The 26,152-nt window shown below is 73.1% G+C and carries 27 protein-coding genes; 16 read left to right on the forward strand and 11 right to left on the reverse strand.

Annotated features, from left to right (window positions below; all coding sequences use genetic code 11):
- Window positions 1-232: 232 nt before the first annotated feature.
- Window positions 233-1,135 (reverse strand): nuclease-related domain-containing protein, encoded by a 903-nt coding sequence (locus ABZY91_RS09355; protein WP_355401033.1) that lies wholly within the window; start codon window positions 1,133-1,135, stop codon window positions 233-235.
- Window positions 1,136-1,565: 430 nt separating this feature from the next.
- Between ABZY91_RS09355 and ABZY91_RS09360 the strand changes: the two genes are divergently transcribed.
- Window positions 1,566-2,144: a DUF5994 family protein gene (locus tag ABZY91_RS09360; protein ID WP_355401035.1), complete on the forward strand. Its 579-nt coding sequence runs from the start codon at window positions 1,566-1,568 to the stop codon at window positions 2,142-2,144.
- Between the two features lie 40 nt (window positions 2,145-2,184).
- Here the strand turns inward: ABZY91_RS09360 and ABZY91_RS09365 are convergent, their stop codons facing one another.
- The 4 genes from ABZY91_RS09365 to ABZY91_RS09380 all read right to left on the reverse strand — a co-directional run bounded on the left by ABZY91_RS09365 (window position 2,185) and on the right by ABZY91_RS09380 (window position 5,839).
- Entirely contained in the window at window positions 2,185-2,466 is a 282-nt protein-coding gene (locus ABZY91_RS09365; RefSeq protein WP_355401037.1) for a hypothetical protein, read from the reverse strand.
- Window positions 2,467-2,561: 95 nt separating this feature from the next.
- Complete coding sequence (locus ABZY91_RS09370; protein WP_355401039.1) at window positions 2,562-3,053, reverse strand: DUF5994 family protein; 492 nt, start codon at window positions 3,051-3,053, stop codon at window positions 2,562-2,564.
- 129 nt (window positions 3,054-3,182) lie between these two features.
- On the reverse strand, window positions 3,183-4,388 hold the full coding sequence (locus tag ABZY91_RS09375) for a PP2C family protein-serine/threonine phosphatase (RefSeq protein ID WP_355401041.1): 1,206 nt from the start codon (window positions 4,386-4,388) through the stop codon (window positions 3,183-3,185).
- A 395-nt stretch (window positions 4,389-4,783) separates the two neighbouring features.
- Window positions 4,784-5,839 carry a ScbA/BarX family gamma-butyrolactone biosynthesis protein gene (locus ABZY91_RS09380; RefSeq protein ID WP_355401043.1) on the reverse strand — a complete coding sequence of 352 codons (1,056 nt, stop codon included), beginning with the start codon at window positions 5,837-5,839 and terminating at the stop codon, window positions 4,784-4,786.
- A 150-nt stretch (window positions 5,840-5,989) separates the two neighbouring features.
- Here ABZY91_RS09380 and ABZY91_RS09385 point away from each other — a divergent pair, with 150 nt between their 5' ends.
- From ABZY91_RS09385 to ABZY91_RS09430, 10 genes are all read left to right on the forward strand, one after another.
- On the forward strand, window positions 5,990-6,616 hold the full coding sequence (locus ABZY91_RS09385) for a ScbR family autoregulator-binding transcription factor (RefSeq protein ID WP_329883865.1): 627 nt from the start codon (window positions 5,990-5,992) through the stop codon (window positions 6,614-6,616).
- A complete protein-coding gene (locus ABZY91_RS09390; RefSeq protein WP_355401046.1) occupies window positions 6,613-7,776 on the forward strand; it encodes an NAD-dependent epimerase/dehydratase family protein in 1,164 nt (387 codons plus the stop codon). Before ABZY91_RS09385 ends, ABZY91_RS09390 begins: the two co-directional genes overlap by 4 nt.
- A gap of 182 nt (window positions 7,777-7,958) precedes the next feature.
- On the forward strand, window positions 7,959-8,639 hold the full coding sequence (locus ABZY91_RS09395; protein WP_355401048.1) for a TetR family transcriptional regulator: 681 nt from the start codon (window positions 7,959-7,961) through the stop codon (window positions 8,637-8,639).
- Window positions 8,640-8,887: 248 nt separating this feature from the next.
- Window positions 8,888-10,255 (forward strand): transposase, encoded by a 1,368-nt coding sequence (locus ABZY91_RS09400; protein WP_355401050.1) that lies wholly within the window; start codon window positions 8,888-8,890, stop codon window positions 10,253-10,255.
- A gap of 152 nt (window positions 10,256-10,407) precedes the next feature.
- Complete coding sequence (locus tag ABZY91_RS09405) at window positions 10,408-11,520, forward strand: transposase (protein WP_355401052.1); 1,113 nt, start codon at window positions 10,408-10,410, stop codon at window positions 11,518-11,520.
- A gap of 118 nt (window positions 11,521-11,638) precedes the next feature.
- The gene (locus tag ABZY91_RS09410; protein WP_329948069.1) at window positions 11,639-12,838 is read left to right on the forward strand and encodes a sedoheptulose 7-phosphate cyclase; all 1,200 of its coding nucleotides are present in this window, start codon (window positions 11,639-11,641) and stop codon (window positions 12,836-12,838) included.
- On the forward strand, window positions 12,831-13,718 hold the full coding sequence (locus ABZY91_RS09415; RefSeq protein ID WP_355401054.1) for a cupin domain-containing protein: 888 nt from the start codon (window positions 12,831-12,833) through the stop codon (window positions 13,716-13,718). Before ABZY91_RS09410 ends, ABZY91_RS09415 begins: the two co-directional genes overlap by 8 nt.
- Window positions 13,715-14,101, forward strand: a complete 387-nt coding sequence (locus tag ABZY91_RS09420) for a hypothetical protein (protein ID WP_329948071.1) — start codon at window positions 13,715-13,717, stop codon at window positions 14,099-14,101. Before ABZY91_RS09415 ends, ABZY91_RS09420 begins: the two co-directional genes overlap by 4 nt.
- Before the next feature lie 36 nt (window positions 14,102-14,137).
- Window positions 14,138-15,784 (forward strand): FAD-binding oxidoreductase, encoded by a 1,647-nt coding sequence (locus tag ABZY91_RS09425; protein WP_355401057.1) that lies wholly within the window; start codon window positions 14,138-14,140, stop codon window positions 15,782-15,784.
- The gene (locus ABZY91_RS09430; RefSeq protein WP_355401059.1) at window positions 15,781-17,022 is read left to right on the forward strand and encodes an acyltransferase; all 1,242 of its coding nucleotides are present in this window, start codon (window positions 15,781-15,783) and stop codon (window positions 17,020-17,022) included. Before ABZY91_RS09425 ends, ABZY91_RS09430 begins: the two co-directional genes overlap by 4 nt.
- Window positions 17,023-17,041: 19 nt before the next feature.
- On the opposite strand, the gene ABZY91_RS09435 is transcribed toward ABZY91_RS09430, so the two are convergent.
- Window positions 17,042-17,407 (reverse strand): MerR family transcriptional regulator, encoded by a 366-nt coding sequence (locus tag ABZY91_RS09435; protein WP_355401061.1) that lies wholly within the window; start codon window positions 17,405-17,407, stop codon window positions 17,042-17,044.
- A gap of 59 nt (window positions 17,408-17,466) precedes the next feature.
- On the opposite strand from ABZY91_RS09435, the gene ABZY91_RS09440 reads away from it, so the two are divergent.
- A complete protein-coding gene (locus ABZY91_RS09440; protein WP_355401063.1) occupies window positions 17,467-18,408 on the forward strand; it encodes an aldo/keto reductase in 942 nt (313 codons plus the stop codon).
- 215 nt (window positions 18,409-18,623) lie between these two features.
- Here the strand turns inward: ABZY91_RS09440 and ABZY91_RS09445 are convergent, their stop codons facing one another.
- The gene (locus tag ABZY91_RS09445) at window positions 18,624-19,832 is read right to left on the reverse strand and encodes a serine hydrolase domain-containing protein (protein ID WP_355401065.1); all 1,209 of its coding nucleotides are present in this window, start codon (window positions 19,830-19,832) and stop codon (window positions 18,624-18,626) included.
- 247 nt (window positions 19,833-20,079) lie between these two features.
- Between ABZY91_RS09445 and ABZY91_RS09450 the strand changes: the two genes are divergently transcribed.
- The 4 genes from ABZY91_RS09450 (at window position 20,080) to ABZY91_RS09465 (ending at window position 24,363) form a co-directional block, all read left to right on the forward strand.
- On the forward strand, window positions 20,080-20,619 hold the full coding sequence (locus tag ABZY91_RS09450) for a VOC family protein (protein WP_329883852.1): 540 nt from the start codon (window positions 20,080-20,082) through the stop codon (window positions 20,617-20,619).
- A gap of 116 nt (window positions 20,620-20,735) precedes the next feature.
- Entirely contained in the window at window positions 20,736-21,992 is a 1,257-nt protein-coding gene (locus ABZY91_RS09455) for an MFS transporter (RefSeq protein WP_355401068.1), read from the forward strand.
- On the forward strand, window positions 21,989-22,966 hold the full coding sequence (locus tag ABZY91_RS09460) for a transaldolase family protein (protein ID WP_355401070.1): 978 nt from the start codon (window positions 21,989-21,991) through the stop codon (window positions 22,964-22,966). Before ABZY91_RS09455 ends, ABZY91_RS09460 begins: the two co-directional genes overlap by 4 nt.
- Before the next feature lie 92 nt (window positions 22,967-23,058).
- Window positions 23,059-24,363 carry an MFS transporter gene (locus ABZY91_RS09465; protein ID WP_355401075.1) on the forward strand — a complete coding sequence of 435 codons (1,305 nt, stop codon included), beginning with the start codon at window positions 23,059-23,061 and terminating at the stop codon, window positions 24,361-24,363.
- Between the two features lie 155 nt (window positions 24,364-24,518).
- On the opposite strand, the gene ABZY91_RS09470 is transcribed toward ABZY91_RS09465, so the two are convergent.
- From ABZY91_RS09470 to ABZY91_RS09485, 4 genes are all read right to left on the reverse strand, one after another.
- Window positions 24,519-24,728, reverse strand: a complete 210-nt coding sequence (locus ABZY91_RS09470; protein ID WP_329948079.1) for a DUF397 domain-containing protein — start codon at window positions 24,726-24,728, stop codon at window positions 24,519-24,521.
- A 138-nt stretch (window positions 24,729-24,866) separates the two neighbouring features.
- A complete protein-coding gene (locus tag ABZY91_RS09475; RefSeq protein ID WP_355401077.1) occupies window positions 24,867-25,271 on the reverse strand; it encodes a DUF397 domain-containing protein in 405 nt (134 codons plus the stop codon).
- On the reverse strand, window positions 25,216-25,425 hold the full coding sequence (locus ABZY91_RS09480; RefSeq protein WP_329883847.1) for a DUF397 domain-containing protein: 210 nt from the start codon (window positions 25,423-25,425) through the stop codon (window positions 25,216-25,218). The genes ABZY91_RS09475 and ABZY91_RS09480 overlap by 56 nt, the downstream gene beginning before the upstream one ends.
- Window positions 25,422-26,054, reverse strand: a complete 633-nt coding sequence (locus ABZY91_RS09485) for a DUF5753 domain-containing protein (RefSeq protein WP_355401079.1) — start codon at window positions 26,052-26,054, stop codon at window positions 25,422-25,424. The genes ABZY91_RS09480 and ABZY91_RS09485 overlap by 4 nt, the downstream gene beginning before the upstream one ends.
- Between the last annotated feature and the right edge of the window lie 98 nt (window positions 26,055-26,152).

A 26,152-nucleotide genomic window follows, 5' to 3' on the forward strand; every position in this document is an offset into this window, starting at 1 on the left:
AGTGTCTAGCATCCGAGTTGCCTCGGGACGAAGAGGCCGTGGGTTCAAATCCCGCCACCCCGACCCAGTAGTACCAGTCAGGCCCCATCGGAGAGATCCGACGGGGCCTGACTGGTTTCTGTGTGACTGGGCCTCAGGGGCCTGCTGGAACAGGTCGTGCATGACCGTCACACCCGCCCGGGCCGGACTTGCGGCTCCTGGCGTCGCACCGGGCCGCCCCGTGCGTGACGGCTCAACCGTGCCAGGTACGGCTGTCGCGGGCCACGGCGAAGATCTGGTCCACCTGGTCGCTCCGAAGCCGGGGCGACCACCCGGACAGATGCCGGTCCACGTGCGCTCCGTCCAACAGCAGAACCGGGGACTGCGCTGATCCGATCGTGATCGAGGCCGCCCCCACCACGGCGACCACCGGCTGGACCGGCACCGGGAACCCCGAGCGCGCCGAGAGCACTCGCGCGACCTTCGCCGATTCGCTCTGGCTCGCGGGCACGTAGCGTGTGGCCGAACGGTTGACGGTGATCGCCCGGTCCCCCTGCCAGACGGTGGCGCCCCGGTGGTGCTTCGTGTTGATCGTGAAGACGCCCGGCGGGCCGATGACCAGATGGTCGATGTCGGTTCCGCTGGAGAACTGCACCGAGTGGAGCACCCTCCACCCGCCGGGAAGACGGTCCAGCCGGCGGCCGACCAGACGCTCACCCCGCAGGCCGACTGCCCACGGGTGAGCCTGCGTCTGCTCCGAACTGAGCCAGTAGGCAAGGCGTCGTTTGATCCAGCTCGGCTCGACCTCGTCGATCTTTCGGCGGATGGAGTCACCAGGAGCGTTCAGCGACAGGTCGAAGCCGGGTGCCGCGGGAGGCGCGACAGGAGGTGCGGACGGCACGGGAGGCGGCACGGGCGGCGGCGGCACGGGAGGCGGCGGGGGCGGCTGAACCGGCGTCGGTTCGGGCCCGCCGGGTGCCGTGGCCAGGTGAGCGGCCAACACGGTCTCGACAACGGCCCGTTGGCGCTCGTCCCGCACCACGGTCTCGCCGGTCTTGAAGTCGTACCAGCCGAGGGCCTTCTCGGCACCGCGCCGGTTCACGTACAACCTGTCGTGGCCGTGACGGCGCCAGCGTCCGACGGTGAACTCGTCCATCCCCACCCCCGAGACAACGATCGTTCGACGATCCACCTCAGCACGGGGAAGGACGGCTGCCAAGAGGGCGTCGGGGACTGCCGGTCGGTATTGCGCGGGCGGGGAGCCCCGCCCGGCAGGGTCCTGCCGGAGAGGTCCGGCAGGACCCTGCCGATGGTCCTCGCCGAGCGTCGGCTCAGGCTCGCTGCGGCGGGCCGGACCTGACAGAGGGTCGGGCCGGCGGCGGACGGGCGGGGGAACCGCAGGCCGACGTTCTCCTGCGGCGCGGCGGTTCGGTTGTCGCGACCGTGCCAGGATCGGGCCGGACGGGGAGTAGCCTGGGCATCACCGAAGGCACTTCGCATGCCGGCACCGGATACTGGCGTCGTCTCCGGCGAACGGCCATGCCGGACTCGGCCTCCGGGTCGAGCCCGGAGACGGGTCCTTGATCATGACTGCGACCCTCGATCGCGCGACGACGCCCGCCGCCCCGGAACCCACCGCCCGGATCTCCCTCGCGCCCGTCGGCGCGCGGGCCGGCCGGTTGGACGGTGCCTGGTGGCCCCGCTCGCGTGATCTTCTTCGCGAACTCCCCTCCCTGGCCGCCGAGATCGACGAACGGTGGGGCCGGGTCACCCGGATCACCGTGAACCCCGCGCAGTGGCCCGTCGTCCCCCGGCGCATCCCGGTCGTCGGGCACACCGTGCACGCGGGTTGGTTCGGGGCCGAGCAGGACGAGCACACGATCGCGGTGTGCTCGTACGCCCCACGTCGGCTGAACCTGCTGGTCGTCCCGCCGTCGACGGATGCCGCCGTCGCCGCGCGGCTGATGTCCGAGGCGGCCGGCCCCGCCCGTATGCGGACCGCGAGCGAACTGCTCGCCGCCGAGGCGGACGGCGCTGCGGACGGGCCGGACTTCCGTTCCGACTTCCTGCCGTCGGCCGCCGCGCCGGGCGACGGCCCCGGCGAGGCCGGACGGCGTGCGGGCGTCGCCCGGAGCCGTGCCGCAGCCTGGCCGGCGACCGCCTAGCCCGCGGTCCTCCGACCGGCCGGGGCCGGGGCCGGGTGCGTCACTCGCGTGACCACTCGGTCTCGGCCCGGGGTTCGGCGGCGGGAACGGACCCGGGCTCGGCGTCGAGGTCGGGATCGAGCGCGTCCCAGAGGCGGACCCTGATCGCCCGGGGGCCGGGAGCGGGCCGGGAGAGCGTACGCACCAGCACGTCGCGCAGGTGGTTGGCGGCCCGCTGCGGCGGTCCGTCGTACTCCAGGGGGTTCGGCAGGGGGGCCTCGTCGTGCCGGGCCCAGTGGCCTTCGTCGTCCTGGGTGTCGAGCACCCACCGGTAGCGCGGCATCCTGTGCCTCCTGTGACGACCGACCTGTTCCAGGACAGACCGTAAGCGCCGGACCGGGTGGCGGCGACCGGTGGGCCCCGCGGGGGGCTGTCCGCTCAGAGGACTTCGCCCGGAGGGACGGACCCGATGCCGGCGGCGATCAGGATCTGCTGCGCCGAGTCGGTACCGCCCGCCAGGACGGCTTGTGCCATCGCGGCGTGGGCCGCCTCCAGACTCGCCTGCGGGGGGACGACGAGCAGGCTGAAGTGATCGCGGTCGCCCCGGGTGATGATCACCGTGTCGTCGCCCACCTGGTGGCGGTCGATGTGCACCGACCGGCCGTCGACGACCAGCCGGGCCGGGACGTCGTCCCACGCGTCCGTGTCGAGACCGACGCTCGCCACGGGCCCGAGGTGCTCGGTCAGCGCGGCGACCAGTTCGGGCAGCTCGGCGCCGATGTCCCGCGAGCGGGGCCACCACGTGCCGTCGAGAGCCCCCTCGCGCGACCGGGTGGTCTCCAGCCGGAGCAGAACCGTCCCCGGCCTCGCCGACCGGTGGAACCCGTCCGGCAGCAGACCCGCGTACGGGGCACCGGGTTCGTCCGACATGGCTCGCCACCGATCTGCAGGGACAGGGCCCCTGGTGCTGTGGAGGGCGGTCCTTCGGTTGTGGCGGTTCGGACCGTCCCGCAGCTCCCACGGTACTCCGCGTCCCGTCGGGTGCCCGGCGGTCGGACCTCAGCGCCACTCGATCAGGAACAGGGTGGCGTCGTCGCTGGTCCGCCCGCCCCGCTTCTCCTTCAGGACGTGGGAAAGGGCGCGCACGACCGCGCGCACGCCGCCCGCCGACCGCTCCACCCGCTCGACCCAGTCGATGAGCTGCTCCTCCCCGAACTGCTCGCCGCCCACCTCGCGCTCCTCGACCAGGCCGTCGGTGAAGCACAGGACCCGGTCACCGTGCCGGAGCACCCGCTCGCTGATCACCGGCTCCTCGCCGCCGAACCCGACCGGCAGCGTGGTCGCGCTCTCCAGCCGCTCCACGACGACGTGGCCGCGGATCAGCAGCGGTGCGGGGTGGCCCGCGTTGACCCACTGCAGCTGGCCGGTCGCGGTGTTCAGGCGCATCATCTGCGCGGTGACGAAGTGGTCGGGCCCGAACTGCTCGGCGATGGCCCGGTCCATGAACGCGTAGATCTCGGCCAGCCCGATGTCGGCGCGTCGGGCGTGCCGGTACGCCCCGATGGCGACGGTCGCCATCGTGGCGGCGTCCAGTCCGTGGCCCATCGCGTCGATCGTGGCCACGTGCAGGATGTCGTCGTTGAGCGCGTAGTCGAAGCTGTCGCCGGCCACCTGGTAGGCGGGTTCGAGGATACCGGCCACGGCGACCTGCGGAACGGTCATCGCCAACGGGGGCAGCAGGGACCACTGGATCTCGGCGGCCACGCTCATCGGTTCGAGGCGCCGGGCCTGGAAGATCCGGTCGGTGTAGCCGCTCTTGGCGATCAGCAGGTCCGCGGCCAGGCCGGCGAACCGGCGCAGGAGCCGCCGGTCGTCGTCGTCGACGGTGTCCAGGGTGAGGGCGAGGACCCCGACCTCGTCACCGCCGTCCAGCAGCGGCAGGTAGATCCTCACGCCGTCGGCCTGCGGCACCTCGACCGGCGCACCGCGCACGAAGGCCGTCCCCGCGTCGGACCCGACGATCGGCTCGCGCTCCCCGGTGACCAGGCCCCGGCCCGGCAGCGGCACGAGCACGAGCTGGCCGTAGTCCTGGAGGAGGACCGCCACGTCCCGGCCCCCGAAGCCGTCCAGTTCGTCGGCGATCAGCGGAGCGATCAGCCCGGGCGGCAGCTCACGGGCCAGGTCGAGCAGCCTCCCGAGCAAGCGCTCGCCGAACCCCTCCGACCGGTCCGGTCCCGCCGCGCCGGACTGCCGCTCACCGCTCATCTCCGATCATCTCCGCTCACCGCCGCTTCCCTCCCGGTCGCGTGGGCACCCGGCCGCGTCGCATCCGGCACGGTGCTTCGGCCGGCCCCGGCAGGGTGTGGTCATCAGACCGGTCCCTCCATTACGCCTGACGGCGGCGTCCTGCGCTCCCGGTCGCGTCCGGTCGCGTCCGGTCGTCTGCTCGTCTCCCGCCGGGCCAGAACGCGGGCCTCCGGGGTGGCGGAGGCGGGCGTCCCGCGGCACGGGGCGGTGCGGCGTGCCGGGACGGGGGCGCCGGGGCGGGATTCGAGGGCCCGTCGGCCGGAGCCGGCGGGCCCTCGAAGGCGCGCGGCGGGTGCCGGAGCCGATGCGCCGCGGGGCGGGGGGCGACGGGGGCGGCCGGGACGGGACGTCGGTCAGTCGGTCGGGAGCGGGGCCACCGTGACGATGACCGAGCACGACGGCGCGCCGGTGCCCTGCTGCAGGATCACGCCCACGCGGTCCCGGCGGGCCGGGTCGCGCGGCAGCTGGGTCACCTCCACCATGCACGGCTCGTCCAGCTCGACGTAGCGCGTGAAGTCGCACTCCATCGCGACGGCCACCACCGGCGCCGGGTGGCTGAGCGCCTGGGCGGCCTGGCGGGCGGCGTCCAGCAGCAGGGAGCCGGGCGCGTGGTCGACCGGGTGGTCGAAGTGGACCGGGTGGTTGGTGTCGACCCGCAGCTGCCAGCGCCGGGCGCGGTCGGTCGCGGAGAGGGCCACCTCGCGCGGGAGGGCGCGGCCGGCCCGGGCGACCGGGATCGGCGGGGCCAGCCGGACGGCACGCGCCATCATCTCCCCGGCGTCGCCCCGACCGGCCCGCAGGCGCCGGTAGATCGCCGGGGTCTGGACGGTGAAGCGGGTCTGCGCGGTCGCGATCGGCTCGCCGTCCCGGGTGACCACGTAGGCCAGGGTGAGGGCGACGACCCGGTTGCCGCGGCGGACGAGGTCCTGGCAGACGGCGTCCACCTGGACCTCGTCGTATCCGCGTCCCTGGCGGGCGGCGCGCTCGCTGCCGCGCTGCGCCGGTACCGCGTCGCGTGCGCCGGTCCGCAGGCCGCCGGGGATCAGCGCGTAGCTGAAGTGGTCCCAGATCAGGTGGTGTCCCAACGGGACCTCGAAGGCCGCGTGCGAGAGCAGCGGGAAGGTCTGGCGGACCGTCTCCACCAGGAGCATCGGGTCGTGGTGGCCGTGGCGGGCGGCGTAGGCCCGGTGGTCGCGCGGCCACCGGGCGGACACGCGGTAGGAGTCCTCGGCGACCCGCTCCCACCCGGTCAGCAGCACCTCGTCGGCCGCCCGCTTGTGGACGTGCTCCTTGGGGACGTGCTCGTTGTGGACGTGCTCGTTGTGGACGGCGGTCGGGCCGGACTCGGGTGCGACGGGCTCCGCCGCGGGCGCGCCGCCGGTGACGGCGGCGGCTTCGGTGCTGGTCATGGTGGTGCTGTGGTCTGTGCGAAACATGGATGCACTCCCCCAGAGTGGCCACAGGCAGGTGAAAGTGGGCGCTCCGGTGTGTACGCCGAGCCCCCTGGCGAATAACATAGAGGTCGTTCTTTTTGTTTGTCGAGGAGTTTGGAGTTACTCGTGGCAAGAGCCAAGCAGGACCGAGCCGTACGCACCCGGGACACGATCCTGCGCGCCGCTGCCCAGATCTTCGACGAGTACGGCTTCAGCGGGTCCAGCGTCAGCAAGATCATCAACCAGGCGGGCACCACCCAGGGCGCGATGTACTTCCACTTCAAGTCCAAGGAGGACCTGGCCAAGGCGGTCATCGACGAGCAGGCGTCCGACCTCGACCTGCCCGGCCGCCCGGCCGGCCTGCGCCAGCTCATCGGACTCAACCTCTACCTCGCCGACGAGTTGCAGGAGAACGTGCTGCTGCGCGCCGGCGTCACCCTCGCCGTCGAGCAGGGGCAGCTCGGGCTGCGCGACTTCAGCCCGTACGAGATGTGGGCCGAGCAGTTCCGCGCCGAGCTGGAGGCCGCCCGGCGGACCGGCGAGCTGCTCGACGAGGTCGACGTCGAGGAGCTCGCCCAGGTGCTGGTCGCCGCGTACACCGGGTCGCAGGTCATGTCGCACCTGCGCACCGGCCGCGCCGACCTGCCGGAGCGGATCGTCCAGCTCTGGTGGTACCTGCTGCCGGGCATGGCGCCCGCGCCGGTGGTCGCGGAGCTGCGGGCGTACCTCACGGAGCACGGGCAGCGGGCATGAGACGGGCGTCGGGCCCGGGCACAGAAGCCGACAGCGACACCGACACCGACACCGACACCGACACTGACACCGGCACCGGCACCGGCACCGGGCCGACCGTCCTGCTGACCGGGGCCGGCGGGTTCATCGGCTCCGCCGTGCTCGCGGCGCTGCGCGCGCTGCCGGGCCTCGGTGGGATCCGGGCGCTGACCCGGTCCGCCGCACCGGCCGGGACGGTCCGGGTCGCGGGGGACCTCGCCGACCCGGCGACGCTGCGCGGCGCGGCCGACGGCGCCGACGTCCTGGTCCACCTCGCCTCGCTGGTCGGCGGCCCCGAGGACGCCTGCACCGCCGTCAACGTGCACGGCACCCGGGCGCTGCTCGCGGAGGCCGGGCGGGCGGGCGTCGGCCGGATCGTCCACCTCTCCACCTCGGCGGTGTACGGCACCGGACCGCACCGGGGCATCGGCGTGGACGAGGTGGCGCCCGCCCCCGTCTCGGCCGCCAGCCGGACCAGGCTGACCGGGGAGCGGGCCGCGCTGGACGCGGGGGCCGTGGTGCTGCGCGCGCCCCTGGTCCTGGGCGCCGGCGACCGCTGGGTGGTGCCCTGCCTCGCGGACCTGCTGCGGCGGGTGCCCGCGCGCTGGGACGGTGGCGGGGCGCTGCTCTCGCTGGTCGCGGTGACCGACCTGGCCCGGCTGGTGGCCGCGCTGGCGCTCGCGCCGGAGCCGCTCCCGGTCCCGGCGCCCGGGGTCCACCACGCCGGACATCCCCGACCGGTCGGCATCGGGACGCTGTTGGCGGCGCTCGCCGACCACGGGGTGCTCCCGCCGGTACCCGCCGACGACTGGCCGTGGGACCGCTGCACGGCCGAACTCGGTAGGGTGCCGGGGGTGTTCGGTGAGCGCCAGTTCGAGCTGATGGCCCGCCACCACTGGTACCGCAGCGAGGACGTCTGGCGGCTGGCCGCCGTCGATCCCGGGCCGGGACCGCTGGAGCGGCTCGCCGCCGCCGCTCCCTGGTACCGCGCACACCTCGCGGCGCAGCCGCCCGCGGCTCCCGCCCCGGCTCGGCCGTCGACGGCTCCAACCGGTCCGGTACCACAGGGATTTGCGAAGGAGATGCCAAAGCTGCGGGGGGATGCGGCGGAATCCGTGCGTATGCGGCGATCCGGGGCGTAGCGTCGAAACGTCAGCGGACCGGCACACACCGGTCACCCCGGTAACCCCGGCCGCCCCCGACCGCCCCCGAAGGAGCCACGCCCACCCATGTGGTTCGTCAACCCTCACCCTCAGGCCGCTACCGCGGCACCGGCCGGACCGGACACACGCCTCGGCCCCATCACCCGGGCGGGCGGTGGGCGATGAAGCAGGAACGGGCCCATCAGACCCACCGGGCACTGCTCCGGGCCGCCGCCGCGGAGTTCGACGAACACGGTTACGCGGGTACGTCGTTGGCCCGGGTCAGTCAGGCAGCCGGCGTCACCATGGGGGCGCTGACCTTCCACTTCCCGTCCAAGGCCGCCCTGGCGGACGCGGTCCGGGCCGACGCCGCCGCGCTCACCCGGGCCGCGGTGGACCCCGACCCGGGGCGGACCCCGCCGCGGGAGGAGGGCGTGGCGGAGCTGACCGACACGCTGACCCGGCTGCTCCAGGAGGAGCCGAGCGTCCGTGCCGCGGCCCGGTTGACCTGGGAGCAGCCCGAGTCGGCGGGTAACTGGCACGCGGGCTGGAGCCCCGACCTGCGCGACCGGCTGGCCCGGGAGCGGGCCGGCGCCGCTCGGCCGGCCACGACGCAACCGACCGCAGCGCAACCGGCCACGACGCAACCGGCCGCAGCGGAGAGCGGAGACCTCGACGCGCTCGACTCCCTCGACCTGGAGACGCTGGCGCACTGCCTGGTCGTCGGCTCGGAGGCGCTGCGACGCGGCGTCATCACCCTGGGCGGCGGGGCACCCGTCTCCGAGGAGGAGACCCGCCGGCGGCTGCGACGGCTCTGGCGGCGTGTGCTGGCCGGGCCGCCGGCACCCGGCGGTCCCGCCTGACGCGTTTTCGACGGTGCACCCGGCGACGGCCGCGTGCCGACCGCGCCCGACCCCCCGCCCGTACCGGCTTCCTGACGCCGGTACGGGCGGTTCTGCGTGGGCGGGCGGAACCGACTCCGGGGGCCCGGGAGGGGCGCGGACTTGCCAAAACCGGACCACGGCCCGCCCGGGACTCAAAAACAAAGAGATCGTTCGCTATTCTTTTGGGGACGGCACCTCACGGCACCTCACGATCACGGGGAGCTCACATGGACGCGCAACCCCTCTCACCAGCCGGCGAAGCCGCGGTCTCCCGGTTCGCCGAGCAGGTCTTCGCCCACCTCGCCCGGATAGACCAGCGCCGCTGGGCCCGGGCCTACCTGCACGGACTGCTGGCCGCACCCGGCCGCAAGACGCTGTCGAACATGGCCGCGAGCCTGTCGACCGGGTCCACGGCGGCCACCGCCTCGCTCTCGCTCCAGCAGTTCATCAACGGCAGCCCCTGGGACTGGCGACCGGCACGGCGCGTACTCGCCGGCCTCGCCACCGGGGACCGGCCGGTCCGCGCCTGGACCGCCACCCTGGCGGTCATCCCCAAGCGCGGCGACCAGGCGGTGGGCGTCCACCGCCGGTTCGTCCCCGAGGCCGGACGCACCATCAAGTGCCAGGCCGCACCCGGACTCTTCGTCGCCACCGACCGGGACGCCGTCCCGGTGGACTGGTCGCTGCTGCTCGACTCGAACTGGACGGCCGATCCCGAGCGGCGCACCCGCGCCCGGATCCCGGAGACCGCCGCCCCGCGCCCCACCGGCGAACTGCTGGTCGAGATGGTCGACCGGCTCACCGCCCGACGGCCGCCGGCCCCGCTCGTCGCCGACCTCACCGTGGTCGACGACCCCGTCCGGCTGGCCGCCGCGCTCGCCCACCGCTCCGTCCCGTACGTGCTGGAGGTCCGGCCCAACCAGGCCGTCCGACCGGTCCTCCAGGCCACCACCGGACACCACGGGCGCGTGCAGCAGAGCACCATGCCGGCCGAGGCGCTGTTCCCCCGCCGGCGGGCACGGACGCCGGGAGCCCCGCAGCCGGTGCTGCGCGGTGCCCCCGTCCTGCTGCCCGGGCTGCCCCCCGGCCTGCCGGGCGGGCGCGGCGGACCGGTGCACCGGCTCTGGGCGCACGGCGGCGGATCCGGCGGGCCACGGCGGTACTGGCTCACCGACCTGGCCGAGGACGCCCCGGCGGTGCTCGCCCTGCTCGACACCGTGACGGTCACCCGGACCACCGTGGACCGGCTCGGGGCCGACTTCGGCCTGCTGGACTTCTCCGGCCGCTCCTACAGCGGCTGGCACCACCACATGACGCTGGTCTCGGCCGCGTACTCGCTCGGCCGCGACCTGGCGGCGTCGGCCGGGGAGACCGACGACCGCACCGACGAACGCACCGCCGACTACACCGCCGACCGCACCGGTGACGCGACCCTCGATCTGGTCGGCGCCCCCGTCGGCCGGCGGACGGGCGAGCGGCTCGACACCCGGCTCGGCGAGCGCTCCGGCGGTCGGCCCGGCACCCGGCTCGGCGAGCGGCTCGGCGCCCGGACCGGCGGCCCGGCCGTCGACGAGAACCTGCGGAATTCCGCGTAGCGGACCGCCCGGCACGACTTGCCGAACACGTTCGAACAGGATTGACCGGAATCGGCGGCACCGCCGAGAATTCAGTTACCGGCCGCCGGGAAATCACCCGGGAAACACCGGGGCCCATCGGCCGGAAATTCGAAGGAAGGAGGTGAGACACCATGGGTGCAGCAGCGACCGAAACCCCGCTCGAAGGAATTCCGAATATCCTGGGCGACCACATCTTCTCGTCGTTCGACCGCGCCGACTACCGGATCAAGGCCGAGGAATACCTCCACGGCCTCCTCGGAACGGCCGGCCGGAAGTCCATCAGCAACATCGCCCGGACGCTCGGCGACCCGGGGGCGGTCCAGCGGCTGCACCACTTCATCCGCAACTCCCCCTGGGCCTGGGCCCCCGTCCGGGAAGCGCTGGCGGCCCGGCTGGTCGAGGCGTGCGCCCCCCGCGCCTGGCTGGTCCGGTCGATGTTCATCCCGAAGTCCGGTACCCGCTCGGTCGGTGTCGGCCGGCGCTTCGTCCCCGAGCTGGGTCAGCTCGCCGGCGTCCAACAGGCCGTCGGCCTCTGGTACCTGGCCCCGCGGCTCAACGCGCCGGTCGACTGGCAGCTCCAGCTGACGGACCCGCCCCACCGGGCCGTCACGCCGGGCGCCGAAGCCCCGGCCGGGGACTCGCTGGAGCGGCAGGCCGCCCTGCTGGGGCCGCTCGCGGACCGCCTGCCAGCCACCGCCTCGGCCACCCTGATCTGGGACGGCTGCCCGGCCGAGCCGGGCGGGCTGTTCGCAACCGGCCGGGCGCTCGGCCTGCGGGTGGCCGTCCGGGTCGACCCGACGACCCGGCTCACCCCGGTCACGGCCCCCACCCGTGACCGCGGCCGGCCGCTCCCCGCGTACCAGCTGTTCGCCTCCGCCGGAGCCCGCAGGCTGGCCGGCACCTCGGGCCCGCCCGGGGTCGAGGCGCACGTCGTCCGGGTGGCCCTGCCGCCCACGGGGCCGGAGCTGCTGCTCTACGCGGAGTCCGGGGCGCGTCCCACCGCGTTCTCCGGATTCTGGCTGACCGATTCCGAACCGGACCGGGCTGCCGAATTCCCCCGCCTCTTCCGGCTCGCCGGCGACGTCGAGGAGGACCGCACGACCATCGGCGAACGCGTCGGCCTCCGCGATTTCGAAGGGCGCTCCTTCGAGGGCTGGCACCGGCACATGACGCTCGCCTCTGCAGCCTATGCCGCCGTCGCGCTCGGCCGCCGACCCGAACACGCGGACCGTTCCTCCGAATAACCGGCCGTCCGGCCGCACAGGCCCCCGCACGTTCCGCCGGACGAATTCTGCCACCTCCCTCCCCTGCACCCGCACCGCAGCTCGTGAATTCACCCACGCCTTCACAAGGGAAAAGGACATGCTTGTCTTCGACAATTACCCGAGCGGCCTCACCTACAGCCAGTCCTCGAAGTCCTGGCGCGTTCGGGCGGTCAAGCCGGTCGAGTACGAGGTGCGCGTCTGCGACGACGTCTTCGACCCGGCGAGCACCGCCCTGGTCGAGAAGTCCGCCGGAGCCACGGGCGGCAACCGCCGGTTCGTGGTGATCGACGCGGAGGTCGACCGTCTGCACGGCGACCGCGTCCGCAGCTACTTCGAGCACCACGGCGTCGACTACTTCATGCAGGTGGTCCGAGCCGACGAGACCCTCAAGGAGTTCGAGACCGCCTCGGACATCGTGGTCGCGCTGGACTCCTTCGGCCTGGACCGCCGGCGCGAGCCGATCATCGTGATCGGCGGCGGCGTCCTGATGGACATCGTCTGCCTGGTGGCCAACCTCTACCGCCGGGGCACCCCGGTGGTGCGTGTCCCCACCACGCTGATCGGCCTGGTCGACGCGGGTGTCGGGGTCAAGACCGGGGTCAACTTCAACGGCCACAAGAACCGCCTCGGCACCTACTTCGCCCCCGTGCTCACCCTGCTCGACCGCTCCTTCCTCGCCACCGTCGACCGCCGCCACATCGCCAACGGCATGGGCGAGATCCTCAAGATGGCGCTGATCAAGGACGCCCGGCTGTTCGAGCTGCTGGAGCAGCACGGCCCGTGGCTGGTCGAGCAGAAGTTCCAGGACGACGCCCGCCCCGGCGACCCGGCCGGTCAGGTGATCCGCCGCGCCATCCACGGCATGCTGGAGGAGCTCCAGCCCAACCTGTGGGAAGCCGAGCTGGAGCGGATCGTCGACTACGGTCACACCTTCTCCCCCACCCTGGAGATGCGGGCCCTGCCTGCCCTGCTGCACGGCGAGGCGGTCTCCGTCGACATGGCGCTCACCACCGTGCTCGCCTGGCGCCGCGGCCTGGTCGACCTGGAGCAGCGCGACCGGATCCTCGACGTCATGCGCTCGGTGGGGCTGCCCAGCTGGAACGACCTGCTCGACGCCGAGCTTCTCGACGTCGCGCTCCAGGACACCGTCCGGCACCGCGACGGCCAGCAGCGGCTCCCGCTGCCGGTCGGCATCGGTGACGCGATCTTCGTCAACGACGTGACCCGTGAGGAGCTCGCCACCGCGGTCGAGGACCTGCGCGAGCTCAACGCCCTCCGGGAGCTCAGCCGTGTCTGACGCAGCGGCGGCGGGATCGGCAACCAGGGTTACGGCCACGGCCACGGCAACCAGGGCCACGGCCACGGCCACGGCCACGGCCACGGCAGCAACGCCCGCGCCCGGCCTGATCGTCGCGGACACCCGGGACGCCTCCGAGATCTACGGCGTGCACGGCGCCCCCGGCCTCACCTACTGGAAGGCCCTCGCCGGCCGGCAGCACCTGGAGGCCGAGGTCGAGGCGATCGAGGTCGCCCGGATCCCGCCCGGCGGGCTGAGCGGCGAACACCGCCACACCCGCACCGAGGAGATCTACTTCATCCTCCGCGGCCACGGCGAGTTCCTGGTCGACGGCGAACCGCGGCCGGCCCGCCCCGGGTCCCTGCTGCTCACCGGGATCGGCACCGTGCACGGCCTGCGCAACACCGGCGCCCCCGCGGGCGTCACCGACCCCGGCTACGGCAGCGCCCCCGAGGGGCACCTGGAGTGGCTGGTCATCGAGATGCCGTCCCCGGCCACGTCCGCCGTCCTGCACGGGCCGGCGCCCGACCCCACGACCACCCGTCCGAGCGAGAGGAAGACCGAGACCATGCGGCTGCACGACCTGCGGGAGGAGAGGGCGGTCGACCCGGCCGGCGTCTTCACCGGCCCGCTGCGCCTGGTGGAGATCCGGGAGCTGGCGGCCGGCGACTCCGCCGCGTACAGCTCGCACGCCGGCGAGCACACCGTCTTCGTGCTGACCGGCTCCGGCACCGCCACGGCCGGCTCCACGGAGGTGGAGATCGCGGCGGGCACGGCGGTGACCCTGCCGTTCGGGGTGGACGCGGTGATCACGGCCCACGAGGGAGGCCTGGAGTTCTTCCACGCCGAGCTCGCGGTACCGGGGCGGGCCGCGCGATGATCGTCAGCCGCGCGCTGCGCCCGGTGGACTGCGCTCCGGCCGCGACCGGGTCGCGGGAACGGACCTGGTCCTGCCTGGCCCGCCGGGGCATGCTGCACAGCGAGACCGAGACGGTCGACCTGTGGCGGCTGCCGCCCGGCGACACCCTGCTCCACGAGCCGCACGACGGGGTCGAGGAAGCCCTGTTCGTCGTCGCCGGCACCGGCACCGCCACCCACGGCCTCGACGAACTCCCCGTCACCGAAGGCACGTTGCTGCTCGCCCGGCACGAATCCGAGATTACCGTGACGGCCGGCCCGGACGGACTGCGGCTGCTGAGCACCCGCGTCCTGCCGCAGCGGCTCAGCGCCGCACTGCCGCCCCGGATCCCCCAACTCGACTGAACCGCGCCATCACTGACAGGAAGTGGGAAGAGTTCCATGCGAAATCTCAGTCGCCGCACGTTCGTGGCCGGTGCCGGGGCGACCGTCGGCACCGCCACGGCCGGCGGGCTGCTCGTCCCGGCCGCCGCGGCGGCCGCGGAGGACACCGGTCGGGCGTCCGGAGCGGTACGGAACGGGGACCTGATCAGCGTCACCCCCGAGAACCCGCGCTACGTCGACCTGATATCCGGCTTCAACCCGCGCTGGGAGGCCAAGCCGAAGGGCGTCCGGCTGCCGCGCACCACCGCCCAGGTGGTGCAGGCGGTGCAGGACGCGGCCGACAAGCGGCAGCGGCTCACCGTCCGGGGCGGCGGGCACTGCTACGAGGACTTCGTCTACAACCCCGAGGTCGAGATCGTCGTCGACATGAACCTCATGGACGCGGTCGGCTACGACCCCGGCCGCCGGGCGTTCGAGGTCGAGGCGGGCGCCACCCTGCTGAAGGTCTACCAGACCCTGTACGAGGGCTGGGGGGTCACCGTTCCGGGCGGCGTCTGCTACGCGGTCGGTGTCGGCGGGCACGTCCAGGGCGGCGGCTACGGCAACCTGTCCCGCAAGCACGGCCTGGTGGTCGACCACCTGTACGCGATCGAGGTCGTCACCCTCGACGCCAACGGCCGGGCCCGGGCGGTCGTCGCGACCCGCGAGCCGAACGACCCGCACCGCGACCTCTGGTGGGCCCACACCGGCGGTGGCGGCGGCAACTTCGGCGTGGTCACCCGGTACTGGTTCCGCTCGCCGGGTGCCACCGGCACCAACCCGTCGGACCTGCTGCCCAAGCCGCCGGCCGAGGTGCTGATCGCCATCCCGAGCTGGTCCTGGGAGAACATCACCCAGCGCGGCTTCACCGAGATGGTGCGCCACTACGGCACCTGGTTCGAGCAGAACAGCGCCCCCGACTCGGTGTACAACGGCCTGACCAGCTGGCTCTTCCTCAACCACAAGGTCTCCGGCAGCCTGGTCCTGCTGCTCCAGGTCAACGGCGACGTGCCGCAGGCCGAGCAGCGCGCCGACGACTTCGTCCAGGGCCTGAGCACCGCCCTCGGTGTGCCCCACCAGGGCGACGTGGTCCGGCTGCCGTGGCTGAAGGCGGTCAAGTACATCGGCACCATGGACGCGACCCAGACCAACCCGCAGCTGCGGGCCGGCCACAAGTCGGCGTACATGCGCCGCGGCTTCCCCGAGAACCAGATCGCGGCCGTCTGGAAGCACCTGACCCGCACCGACTACACCAACCCGCGCGGCGGCGTCGCCGTGATCTCCTTCGGCGGCCGGATCAACAGCGTCGCCTCCGGCGCCACCGCACTGCCGCAGCGGGACGCGATCTTCAAGCTGCTGTACCAGACCTACTGGACGGCGCCGGCCGACGACGCCCCCAACATGGCCTGGCTGCAGGAGTTCTACCGCGAGGTGTACGGCGACACCGGCGGCGTCCCGGTCTCCAACCGGGTCACCGACGGCTGCTACGTCAACTACGCGGACCGCGACCTGAGCGACCCGGAGCAGAACACCTCGAACGTCCCGTGGAGCGCGCTCTACTACAAGGACAACTACCCGAGACTGCAGCGGATCAAGCAGCAGTACGACCCGAAGGACTTCTTCCGCCACCGCCAGTCGATCCGGCTCCCCGGGAGCACCCGGTGAGCGCGCCCACCCGGGAGGCACTCTCCCGGCTGCCGTCGCTGACCGGCATGCGGTGGATCGCCGCACTGCTGGTCTTCCTGACCCACGTGTCGGTCGCCAAGCCGTTCGACCGGCCCGGCCTGAACGACTTCATGTCGACGTACCTCAGCCGGGCGGGCTTCCTCGGCGTCGGGTTCTTCTTCGTCCTGAGCGGCTTCGTGCTCACCTGGTCGGCCCGGGACGGCGACCGCCCCGCCGCCTTCTACCGCCGCCGGCTCTTCAAGCTGTACCCCAACCACGCCGTCACCTGGCTGGTCGGGCTGCTGCTGATGGCCCGGGCCGGCGCCGAGCTGACCACCGCCGGGACGGTCCCCTCGCTGCTGCTGCTGCAGAGCTGGATCCCCTCCCTGGAGGTGATCGGCGGGACGAACGGCCCGAGCTGGTCGCTCGCCTGCGAGGTGCTGTTCTACCTGAGCTTCCCGGTGATCCTGCCGCTGGTGAAGCGCATCCGGCCGGAGCGGCTCTGGCTCTGGGTGGGCCTGGTGACGGCGGCGCTGTTCGCCCTGCCGCTGCTCGCCCAGCTGCTCCCGGGGAGCCCGGACTCGCCCTGGCAGCCGCTCTCCTTCTGGCGGTACTGGTTCGTCTACTTCCTCCCGGCCTCCCGGCTGCCGGAGTTCGTGCTCGGCATCCTGCTGGCACGGATCGTCCGGACCGGGCGGTGGGTGGCGATCGGCTGGCCGGTGACGGTCCTGCTCGTCGCCGCCGGCTACGCACTGATGATCACGCTGCCGGACGCCTGGGGCATGGCCGCCCCGACCGCCCTGCCGGTCGCGCTGCTGATCGCCGCGGTCGCCGTCAAGGACGCCGCGGGGCTCGGGACACCGTTCGCCGGCCGGACCATGGTCTGGCTCGGCGAGGTCTCCTTCGCCTTCTACATGGTCCACTTCCTGGTCATCCAGTACGGACCGCTGGGCCTCGCGGCGACCGGATCGGCCGGCGCGAACACCTGGGACACCCCCGGTGCCCTGGGGGTCATGGGGATCACCCTGGCGCTGAGCATCGTCTTCGGCTGGGCGCTGTACCGCCTGGTCGAGGTGCCGGTGATGCGTCGATGGGGTCGGTCCCGGCCCGCTACCCGGCCCGGTACCCGGCCGGTTCCTCCGTCGGCTCCCCGGGCGGCGACCACCGCGGCCACCGCGCCCGCCGGAACCGCCGTACCCGCCGTACCCGCACCGGCCGCCACCGCGGCGGCCGAGTAACGGGCACCGGGGCGGGGCGCTACACCGGTACCGGTTCCGCCGCCTCCCGCCGGGCCGCCGCGACGATCCCCGCCAACGCGGCCCGGCTCGCCCCGAGCGACAGCATCTGCCGGTCCAACAGGTCCAGCCGGTGCTCCAGCACCTCCAGCATGCAGGGCGCCACCGAGCCGTCGCCGCCCACGCAGGGCAGCACGTCCCGGATGGCCCCGGTGGAGAGCCCCGCCCCCAGCAGGGCCCGGATGTTCCGGACCACCGCCGGCGCCTCCTCCCCGTACCGGCGGTGGCCGCCCTCGCGGCGGTGGGTCTCCAGCAGGCCCTGCTCCTCGTAGTACCGCAACAGGCGGACGCTGACCCCGGTCAGCGCCGCCAGCTCACCGATCCGCATGTGACACCCCTCACAACCACTTGAATCTCACACGAATGGGAGATTGTACCGTGACCAGCGTGACGAACACCGAGATCACCACCCAGATCGACCGCCAGTCCTTCGCTGTCGGAGGAGACCTGACGGTCCGCCGGATCGGCTACGGCACCATGCGCCTCGCCGACACCCCGGACATCAAGCCGACCGAGGCGATCGTCTGGCACGGCCCGACCCCGCGCGCCGCCGCCCTCGGTGTGCTGCGCGCCGCCGTCGAGCACGGCGTCCAGCTGATCGACACCGCCGACTCCTACGCCCTCGGCGCCGGCGAGGAGCTGGTCTCCGAGGCCCTGCACCCGTACGCCCAGGACGTCGTGGTCGCCACCAAGGTCGGCATGACCCGCCCGAGCCCCTCCGAGTGGGTCCCGGTCGGCCACCCGGCCTACCTCCGCCAGCAGGCCGAGCTGAGCCTGCGCCGGCTCCAGGTCGAGCGGATCGACCTGCTCCAGCTGCACCGGATCGACCCCGAGGTGCCGCTGGCCGACCAGATCGGCGCGCTCAAGCAGCTCCAGGACGAGGGCAAGGTCCGGCACATCGGGCTCTCCGAGGTCACCGTCGACGAGCTGAAGCAGGCCCTGGAGATCGCCCCGATCGCCTCCGTGCAGAACTGGTACAACCTGGCCACCCGCCAGCACGACGCGGTGGTCGACTTCACCGCCGAGCGCGGCATCGCGTTCCTGCCGTTCTTCCCGATCGCCATCGGCGGCCACGCGGGCGAGGACAGCCCGGTCTCCGAGGTCGCCCGCGAGATCGGCGCCACCCCGGCCCAGACGGCGCTCGCCTGGCTGCTGCACCGCTCGCCCAACATCCTGCCCATCCCGGGCACCACCTCCGAGAAGCACCTCGCGGAGAACCTGGGCGCGCTGGCCGTCGAGCTGACCCCCGAGCAGTACGCCCGCCTGGACGGCATCGCCGCCGCGGAGGCGGCCAAGGCCGCCGAGGCGGAGGCCGCGTCCGCGGCGTGACGTCCGCGGCGTGACTGCGGTGCGATGACCGCGGCGTGGTGACCGCGGTGCGATGACCGGCCCACCCGGCGGCGTGCTCCGCCGGGTGGGCCACCCGACCGGCAAGGGCCCCCGACCCCCGTGGGGGCCCTTGCCGTTTCCGCCTGTCCGGCCGGGCCCGCTGCCATCAGCAACGTCGCCGCCGTCACTGCCGTCGACGGCTTCCCCGGCGGGTCTCAGGACCGGCCCTCGGGCATCAGCCCCAGGTCGGTCACGTCCGCCGCCAGCGCCTTGAGCAGCGAGCCGGCCCGCTTGTCGTCCGGCCCCAGCGCGATCAACCGGTTCATCACGTACGAGACCCCCAGGCCGACCCGGGGCCACGCCTGGTTCGCCGAACCGCCGCCGCCGTCATGGCCGAAGGTCTCCCCGTCCGGGCCGGGCCGCTCGGCCGTCCGCAGCCGGTACCCGCCGCCGCCGTACGCCATCACCACGTCGATCAGCCGGTCCGTCTTGCGGGCGTACACGCCGCGCGCCTCGTCCATGGTCGTCCGGGAGAGCAGCAGCGGGGCGTCGTCCCGCGGGCGGACGGCGTCCTCGGCCAGGATCCCGTACAGCGTCGAGAACGCCCGGGCGGTGCCGCTCACGTTGATCGCCGGTATCAGCGCGGACCGGCGCTCCGGACGGCCCCAGACGCCTTCGTCGTCCGGGAACGGCTGCGGGTTCTGCCAGATCCGCCGGGTCAGCGGGTCGTCGCTGTGGAAGAAGCCGGTGAACTGGGGCAGGAAGTTGGTCCCGTAGGTGGTGCGGGCCAGCCGGGGCCAGTCGGCCGGGCCGGTGCCGTAGTGGATGTCGAGCCCCAGCGGCCCGGCGATCTCCTCGCGGAAGAACCGGTCCAGCGGGCGGCCGTCCACCCGGCGGATCAGCTCGCCGACGATCCAGCCGGCCGACAGCGGCCCATACAGGATGCCGTCGGCGCGCGGGTCGCTCTCCAGCTCCTGGGCGGCGATCAGCTTCGCCATCAGGACCGGGTCGTTGGCGTCGTCCTGGCTGACCGGGGCCCACATGCCGGGCAGCCGGCCGGTGAAGGTGACCACCTCCCGGACGGTCACCGCGGCCTTGCCGGCCGCCGCGAACTCGGGCCAGTAGTGGGAGACCGGGCGGTCCAGCTCGATCGCACCGCGGTCCACCAGCTTCAGCAGCGCGGTGACGGTGATGCCCTTGCTCCCGGAGAAGATCGTCTGGAGCGTGTCCCGCTCCCAGCGGGCGCCGGTCCGCGCGTCCGCCGTCCCGCCCCAGAGGTCCACCAGCGTCTCCCGGCCCAGGTGGACCGAGAACGCGGCGCCCAGATCGTCCCGTTCGAGCAGGTTGCGCTCGAACTCGGCACGGACCCGCTCGAATCCCGGGGCCACCCGGCCGGCGACGTGAACCTCGGACGTGATCGTCATGTGAACCAGCTCCGCTCGAATACGTGGGAGAAATTCCCGATCGGCCCAACAGCAGAACACAGTCGGCCGGAATCGTGAACGCCCGGAGCGCCGGTTTGGCACCTTGACAAAGTCCGCCGGAGCTCGTTGCCCCCACCGCCGGTCGGCCCCATTCTCGAATCAGCCGGCTACGGACAGTCGGCCGGGAAATCCCGCCGGGCCCACCGGCGGGATCCCTCGGAACGGGATCGAACGAAAGAGGATTCCCATGGCCAAGATTCCGGGCGCCCGGGCGGTCCACCACATCGCCTACACCGTGCCCGACCTCCGGCAGGCCGTCGACTTCTTCGTCGACGTCATCGGCGCCGAACTCGCCTACCGCCTCGGCCCGGTCGAGGACCCGGAGACCGACTGGATGGCCCGCAAGCTGAACGTCGACCCGCGGGCCTCCGCGAACATCGCCATGCTCCGCCTCGGCCCCAACGCCAACCTGGAGCTCTTCGAGTACACCGCCCCCGAGCAGGACCGCGAGCAGCCGCGGAACAGCGACATCGGCGGCCACCACTTCGCGATCTACGTGGACGACGTCGACAAGGCCGCCGACTACCTGCGCAAGCACCCCGGCGTCACCATCCTCGGCGAGCCCGAGACCATCGAGGACGGTCCGATCAAGGGCGACCGCTGGGTCTACTTCACCACCCCCTGGGGCATGAGCATGGAACTCATCAACATGCCCTCCGGAATGCCGTACGAACAGGCCACCGAAACCCGCCTCTACCTTCCCTCCGAATACTGGCCGGAGAGCTGACGGCCATGCCGGACAGCACGGAGACCAGAACGGCCGACGGCCCGCAGAGTTTCCCGGAAAGTCCTTCGTCGGCTTTTCCGAAGGACTTTCCGGAAAAGGATCGGGTCGCGCGGCAGGTGAATCACCCGGCGAATCGCCCGGCGTTCCTCGCCCTGGCGCTCACCGCCTTCGTCGTCGGCACGTCGGAGTTCGTCGTCGTCGGAATCCTCGGCCCGATCGCCGACGGTTTGGGGACCGGACTGGGCACGGTCGGCCTGCTGGTCACCGGCTACGCCCTGGGCATCTCCCTCGGCGGGCCGGCCCTCACCGCACTGACCCTCCGGCTGCCGCGCCGCACCCTGTTGCTCGGCGCGCTCGCCGCCTACGTGGCGGCGAGCGCCGGCGGGGCCGCCGCCGGGAACGTCGCCGTCCTGCTGGCCGCCCGCTGCGCGGCCGGGCTCGCCCACGGGGTGATCGTCGGCGCCGCCACCAGCGTGGCCGTCGCCCTGGCCGGCCCCGGCCGGCAGGGACGGGCCATCTCGCTGGTCTTCGGCGGCATCTCGGTCGCCACCGTGCTCGGCGTGCCGCTCGGCACGCTGGCCGGGCAGTGGCTCGGCTGGCGCGCCGCACTCGCCGCCGTCACGGTGCTCGGGGTACTCGCCCTGCTGGCCGTCCGGCGGACCGTCCCGCCGACCGCGGCCATGGGGGCGGCGAGCCTGGCCGGACAGCTCCGGGGCGCGCTGTCCGGCCCGGTCCTCGCCGTGCTGGGCATCGCCGTGGTGCTGTTCACCGGCCAGTTCACCGCGTACACCTACCTGGCCGGCTACCTGGAGGGCGTCACCGGCGTCACCGGCGGGCTGGTCGGCGCGTACCTGCTGGCCTTCGGGGCGGCCAGCGCCGTCGGCACCTTCACCGGCGGCCGGCTGGCCGACCGCCGGGCCGCCGGCACGCTCACCCTGGGCTGCGCCGGACTCTCCGCCGCACTGCTCGCGCTGCACCTGTTCGGCCGGTCCGGGGCCGCCGCCGCGGTGATCGTCGCGTGCTGGGGCCTGGTCGGCTTCGGTCTGGTCCCGGCCCTGCAGTCCCGGATCGTCGAACTCGCCGGCTCCGGCGGTGACTTCGCGGCCACCCTGGGTGTCTCGGCGGCCAACGCCGGAATCGCCGCAGGGGCCGCGCTCGGTGGCCGGACGGTCACCGCGCACGGGGTCGGGCCGGTGGTCCCGCTCGCCGCCGCGATCTGCCTGGCCGCCCTGGTCGCGGTAGCGGCCAGCGCGCGGCTGCGGCCCGCCGACCCCGCCGTTCGCCCCGCACCCTCCCCTCCACCCGCTCCCGGAACCGTGCCACCCACTCCGCACCCCCACCCCCTCGACCCGGAAAGGACCGTCCCCGCATGATCGGCACCCTGGAGCGCCCCCCGGTACGCACCGCCACCGGCCTCGGCGTCTGGTACCAGCACACCCCGTCCGGCGCCGCCGGCCACGACCGGATCCGCCGCCTCGCCGAAGCCGGCCGGATCACCTCCGTCGCCCTCACCGGACCGGTCCCGGAGAGTGAACTCCGCCTGCTGTGCGACGTGTTGCTCCCCGTGTACAAGCGCAGCGAAGGACGCGACGGACTGGTCTCCGTACCGGTCGCCGCCCGGACCCGCGCCGCCACCGCCCAACTGCACGCCGCCCGCCGGCTGGCCGCCACCGTCGCGCGGCCCAACCTGCTGGCCGCCCTGCCGGCCTCCGACGCGGGCGTCGCCGCCCTGACCCCGCTGCTCGGCGAGGGCATCGGCGTCCGGCTCGGCCCGGTGCACTCCGTCACCCGCTACCGGCAGGCCGTCCGGGCCCACCTCGACGGGCTCGAACTCGCCCGCTGGCGCGGCCTCGACCTCACCACCCTCGGCTCCGTCGCAGCCTTCGGCGTCGGCGGCATCGACGTCGAGATCGACGCCCTGCTCGACCGGGCCGGCAGTCACGAGGCCAAGGCCCTGCGCGGCATGGCCGGAACCGCCACCGCCCGGCTGGCCCGCAGAATCCACGCCGACGCCCACGATCCCGACGCCTCCGCCCGCTGGCGCGCCCTCACCGCGGCCGGCGCCCGACCGCAACAACTGGTCTGGACGCAGCTCTACCACGGCGTCCCCGGCCACCGGACCGCCGACTACCTGGACGGGCTCGCCGCGCCCGGCGACACGGTCGAACTGTGCACCCCGGCCCTGGAGTCGATCGACGGGCCGCTCCCCGCGCGGGCCCCGCAGAGCCGGCGCGAGGAGGCGGAGGCGCACGCCTTCACCGAGCGGCTGGTCGCCTACCTGCGGTGGTTCGACATCCGGCACGAGTCCGTCCTGCACGAGCTCGACGCCTCCCACGCCCACCACTAGCCGGTCGGTCACGTCCGGCCCCACTGCCCCGGCCCCACTGCCCCCGGCCCGGCTGCCCCCGGCCCGACCCGCCCCAGGAGGGGAACCCGCTCATGGCACCGCAGCTCCACCTGGACGTCGCACCGCCCGCCGCACCCGACGTCGCGCCACCGCCCGTGCCCCGTATGGCCCTCGCCACCGGCGTGGTGGCGCTCGGCGGCCTGCTGTTCGGCTTCGACACCGGCGTCATCTCCGGTGCGCTGCTGTTCCTCAAGGACCAGCTCGCGCTGAACGCGTTCCAGGAGGGCGCGGTCATCTCCGCGCTGCTGCTCGGCGCGGCGGTCGGTGCGCTGGCCGGCGCCCGGCCGGCCGACCGCTTCGGCCGCAGGAAGGTGCTGATCGGCGTCGCCGCCACGTTCACCGTCGGACTGCTGCTCGCCACCCTGGCCCCCGACTTCTGGACCCTGCTGGCCGCCCGGGCCGTCCTCGGCCTCGCGGTCGGCAGCGCTTCGACGGTCGTGCCGCTCTACCTGGCGGAGATCGCGCCGCCGAGGCTGCGGGGGCGGATGATCACGGTCAACCAGATCCTGCTGACCGTGGGCATCCTGGTGTCGTACCTGGTCAACCTGGCCTTCGCGGACGCCGCCGACTGGCGGGCCATGTTCGCGGTCGGGTTGGTGCCGTCCGTGGCGATGCTGATCGGGACGCTGTTCATCCCGGAGACGCCCGCCTGGCTGGACGGCCGCACCCGGACGGCGCGGACCGAGCGGCCGCGCGCCCTGCTCACCACCCCGGGGGCGCGGGCCGCGCTGGTCATCGGGGTGACGCTGGCGGCGGTGCAGCAGTTCGGCGGAATCAACTCGATCATCTACTACGCGCCGAGCATCATGGCCCGGGCCGGGCTTCCGGCCACCGACTCGATCGGCTACTCGGTGGCGATCGGCACGGTGAACGTGGTGCTCACGATCGCCGCGATCCCGCTGATCGACCGCGTCGGGCGACGCCCGCTGCTGCTCTGGTCGCTGGGCGGCATGGCGGTCTCGCTGGTGGCGCTGGGCGCGGCCCTCGGGCCTCAGCAACCGGGGCCGGTCGCCGACACGGTCGCCCTGGTCGCGATGACGTCGTACGTGGGGGCGTTCGCGATCGGGCTGGGGCCGGTGTTCTGGATCCTGGCGGCCGAGATCTTCCCGCCCGAGTCGCGGGCGCGGGGGACGGGCCTGTGCGCACTGGTCAACTGGGCCGCCAACTTCGTGGTCGGCCAGGCCTTCCTGCCGACGGCCGATGCGATCGGTGAGCGCTGGGTGTTCTGGTTCTTCGCGGCGGTGTCGCTCGGGGCGGTGCTGTTCGTGGCACGGAAGGTGCCGGAGACCAAGAACCGGTCGCTGGCGGACATCCAGCACGCGCTGGCCGCCCGGTGAGCGCCCCCGAGGAGGAGCGGCCCACCCCGCTCGCGGAGGGCGCGACCGCCCTGGCCCGCTGGCGCGCGGGCGTGCCGCCCCCGCCGGAGGAGGCCGGGGAGGAGAGGTAGCCGGAAGGCCCCGCCCGGTCGGGCGGGGCCTTCCGGCACCAAGCATCAAACCTCTCCGAACTCCCCGGCCCGGACGGCAGCGACGAAGGCGGCGAAGGCAGCGGCCGGAAAGAGGAGAGCGGGGCCGTGGGGGTCCTTGGAATCGCGGACGGGAACGATGCCGGGGAGTTCGGGGGCAATCTCGACACACGTGCCCCCGTTGTCGCTGTACGTGCTCTTGCACCACCGGGCAGTCGTGAGGTCGACACGCGTCATCCGGGAGCCCTTCCACAAGGGAGTTGGTACCAGCACCGTTCACGGTACGCGCGCCGAACGACCGGGTGAATCCCAGAACCGGCCGAGTACGACGATGGCCCTGACCGGTGAACGGTCAGGGCCATCGGGCGATGGCGATCAACCCTCGCCGAATTCGCCGGCCTGGAGGGCAGTGACGAAGGAGCGCCACCCATCGACAGGGAAGACGAGCGCAGGACCGGATGGGTCCTTGGAGTCACGGACGGGGACGAGGTCGGAAGAACCGAGCGCTACCTCAACGCAGTTGCCGCCCTGCTGGCTGTACGTGCTCCTGCGCCAGTGAGAGATGGTGCGGTCGATGCCTGCCATCCGATGGCCCTTCGGCGGGGGAGTCAGCTCTGCCACAAGCCAAGGTACGTGCACCGAACAACCAGGCACACCCCTAGAACCCGCCGAGTACGACGATGGCCCTGACCGGTGAACGGTCAGGGCCATCGGGCGATGGCGATCAACCCTCACCGAATTCGCCGGCCTGGAGGGCAGTGACGAAGGAGCGCCACCCATCGACAGGGAAGACGAGCGCAGGACCGGATGGGTCCTTGGAGTCACGGACGGGGACGAGACCGGGGAAGCCAGGCGCAATCTCGACACAGTTCCCACCGTTGCCACTGTGTCGCGACTTCACCCATCGAGCGCCGGCCAGGTTGATAGGCGTCATTCAAGGTCCTTCCGAACAGCGCGGATCATGGCCAGTGAGGCCGCCGTGGACAGCGACTCCACCTGGAGCTGATCGTAGTCCGCTTCCCACGCCGCGATAGTGGTACGACCTCTCTCCAGATACCCCCGCAACTGCGACTCGGCATACCCCACCACAGTCCGGTCAGGCAGCGTGAGCAGCACCAGAGGAAGCACAAATGGACGTTGCTCGGCCAGTTCGAACGGTGCGATCTGGGCAGTGATGTTCGGCCGCCCTGCCAACCGTTTGAGGTGATCGAGCTGTTCGCACATCACCGCGCGCCCGCCGATCGGCCGGAGGAGGCAACTCTGCTCCAGGACCGCCTGGATGGTCGGCGGGACCTTCTGCTCAAGCAGCCGTTGTCGATGAATCAGGAACGCCACCCGTTCACTGGTCTGCGCCTGACCCAAGCTGCCACGCCGGACATTCGCTGCTTCCAGAGCGGCTGCGTACGCCTCCGTCTGAAAGAGTCCGGGGATCACGCCCAGCTCAAAGGTGCGAAGCCGTCGGCACCTGGACTCCGCATCCGCGAACTCGGCGAATCCCTCAAGCAGGCTGGCTCGCGTGTATCGCCGCCACAGCTCTAGGAAAGTACCGCCAGTCTGAAACACGTCGTCAGCTCGAACCGCGAAGTTAGAAGTTACCGGCTTCTTCGCTCGTTCGATCTAGGAGACCATGGCATCCGAGAATCCCATTCGTCGCCCGAGTT

Origin of the sequence: Kitasatospora sp. NPDC002965, from assembly GCF_040611255.1 — a bacterium.
Lineage (GTDB): Bacteria > Actinomycetota > Actinomycetes > Streptomycetales > Streptomycetaceae > Kitasatospora.

Coding starts and splice junctions, on each gene's coding strand:
- ABZY91_RS09420 (WP_329948071.1), top strand. CDS start 13,715: ATGATCGTCAGCCGCGCGCTGCGCCCGGTGGACTGCGCTCCGGCCGCG.
- ABZY91_RS09425 (WP_355401057.1), top strand. CDS start 14,138: ATGCGAAATCTCAGTCGCCGCACGTTCGTGGCCGGTGCCGGGGCGACC.
- ABZY91_RS09360 (WP_355401035.1), top strand. CDS start 1,566: ATGACTGCGACCCTCGATCGCGCGACGACGCCCGCCGCCCCGGAACCC.
- ABZY91_RS09370 (WP_355401039.1), bottom strand. CDS start 3,053: ATGTCGGACGAACCCGGTGCCCCGTACGCGGGTCTGCTGCCGGACGGG.
- ABZY91_RS09460 (WP_355401070.1), top strand. CDS start 21,989: ATGATCGGCACCCTGGAGCGCCCCCCGGTACGCACCGCCACCGGCCTC.
- ABZY91_RS09400 (WP_355401050.1), top strand. CDS start 8,888: ATGGACGCGCAACCCCTCTCACCAGCCGGCGAAGCCGCGGTCTCCCGG.
- ABZY91_RS09470 (WP_329948079.1), bottom strand. CDS start 24,728: ATGACGCGTGTCGACCTCACGACTGCCCGGTGGTGCAAGAGCACGTAC.
- ABZY91_RS09365 (WP_355401037.1), bottom strand. CDS start 2,466: ATGCCGCGCTACCGGTGGGTGCTCGACACCCAGGACGACGAAGGCCAC.
- ABZY91_RS09375 (WP_355401041.1), bottom strand. CDS start 4,388: ATGAGCGGTGAGCGGCAGTCCGGCGCGGCGGGACCGGACCGGTCGGAG.
- ABZY91_RS09445 (WP_355401065.1), bottom strand. CDS start 19,832: ATGACGATCACGTCCGAGGTTCACGTCGCCGGCCGGGTGGCCCCGGGA.
- ABZY91_RS09480 (WP_329883847.1), bottom strand. CDS start 25,425: ATGACGCCTATCAACCTGGCCGGCGCTCGATGGGTGAAGTCGCGACAC.
- ABZY91_RS09405 (WP_355401052.1), top strand. CDS start 10,408: ATGGGTGCAGCAGCGACCGAAACCCCGCTCGAAGGAATTCCGAATATC.
- ABZY91_RS09390 (WP_355401046.1), top strand. CDS start 6,613: ATGAGACGGGCGTCGGGCCCGGGCACAGAAGCCGACAGCGACACCGAC.
- ABZY91_RS09355 (WP_355401033.1), bottom strand. CDS start 1,135: ATGGACGAGTTCACCGTCGGACGCTGGCGCCGTCACGGCCACGACAGG.
- ABZY91_RS09475 (WP_355401077.1), bottom strand. CDS start 25,271: ATGGGTGGCGCTCCTTCGTCACTGCCCTCCAGGCCGGCGAATTCGGTG.
- ABZY91_RS09465 (WP_355401075.1), top strand. CDS start 23,059: ATGGCACCGCAGCTCCACCTGGACGTCGCACCGCCCGCCGCACCCGAC.
- ABZY91_RS09395 (WP_355401048.1), top strand. CDS start 7,959: ATGAAGCAGGAACGGGCCCATCAGACCCACCGGGCACTGCTCCGGGCC.
- ABZY91_RS09435 (WP_355401061.1), bottom strand. CDS start 17,407: ATGCGGATCGGTGAGCTGGCGGCGCTGACCGGGGTCAGCGTCCGCCTG.
- ABZY91_RS09450 (WP_329883852.1), top strand. CDS start 20,080: ATGGCCAAGATTCCGGGCGCCCGGGCGGTCCACCACATCGCCTACACC.
- ABZY91_RS09410 (WP_329948069.1), top strand. CDS start 11,639: ATGCTTGTCTTCGACAATTACCCGAGCGGCCTCACCTACAGCCAGTCC.
- ABZY91_RS09380 (WP_355401043.1), bottom strand. CDS start 5,839: ATGACCAGCACCGAAGCCGCCGCCGTCACCGGCGGCGCGCCCGCGGCG.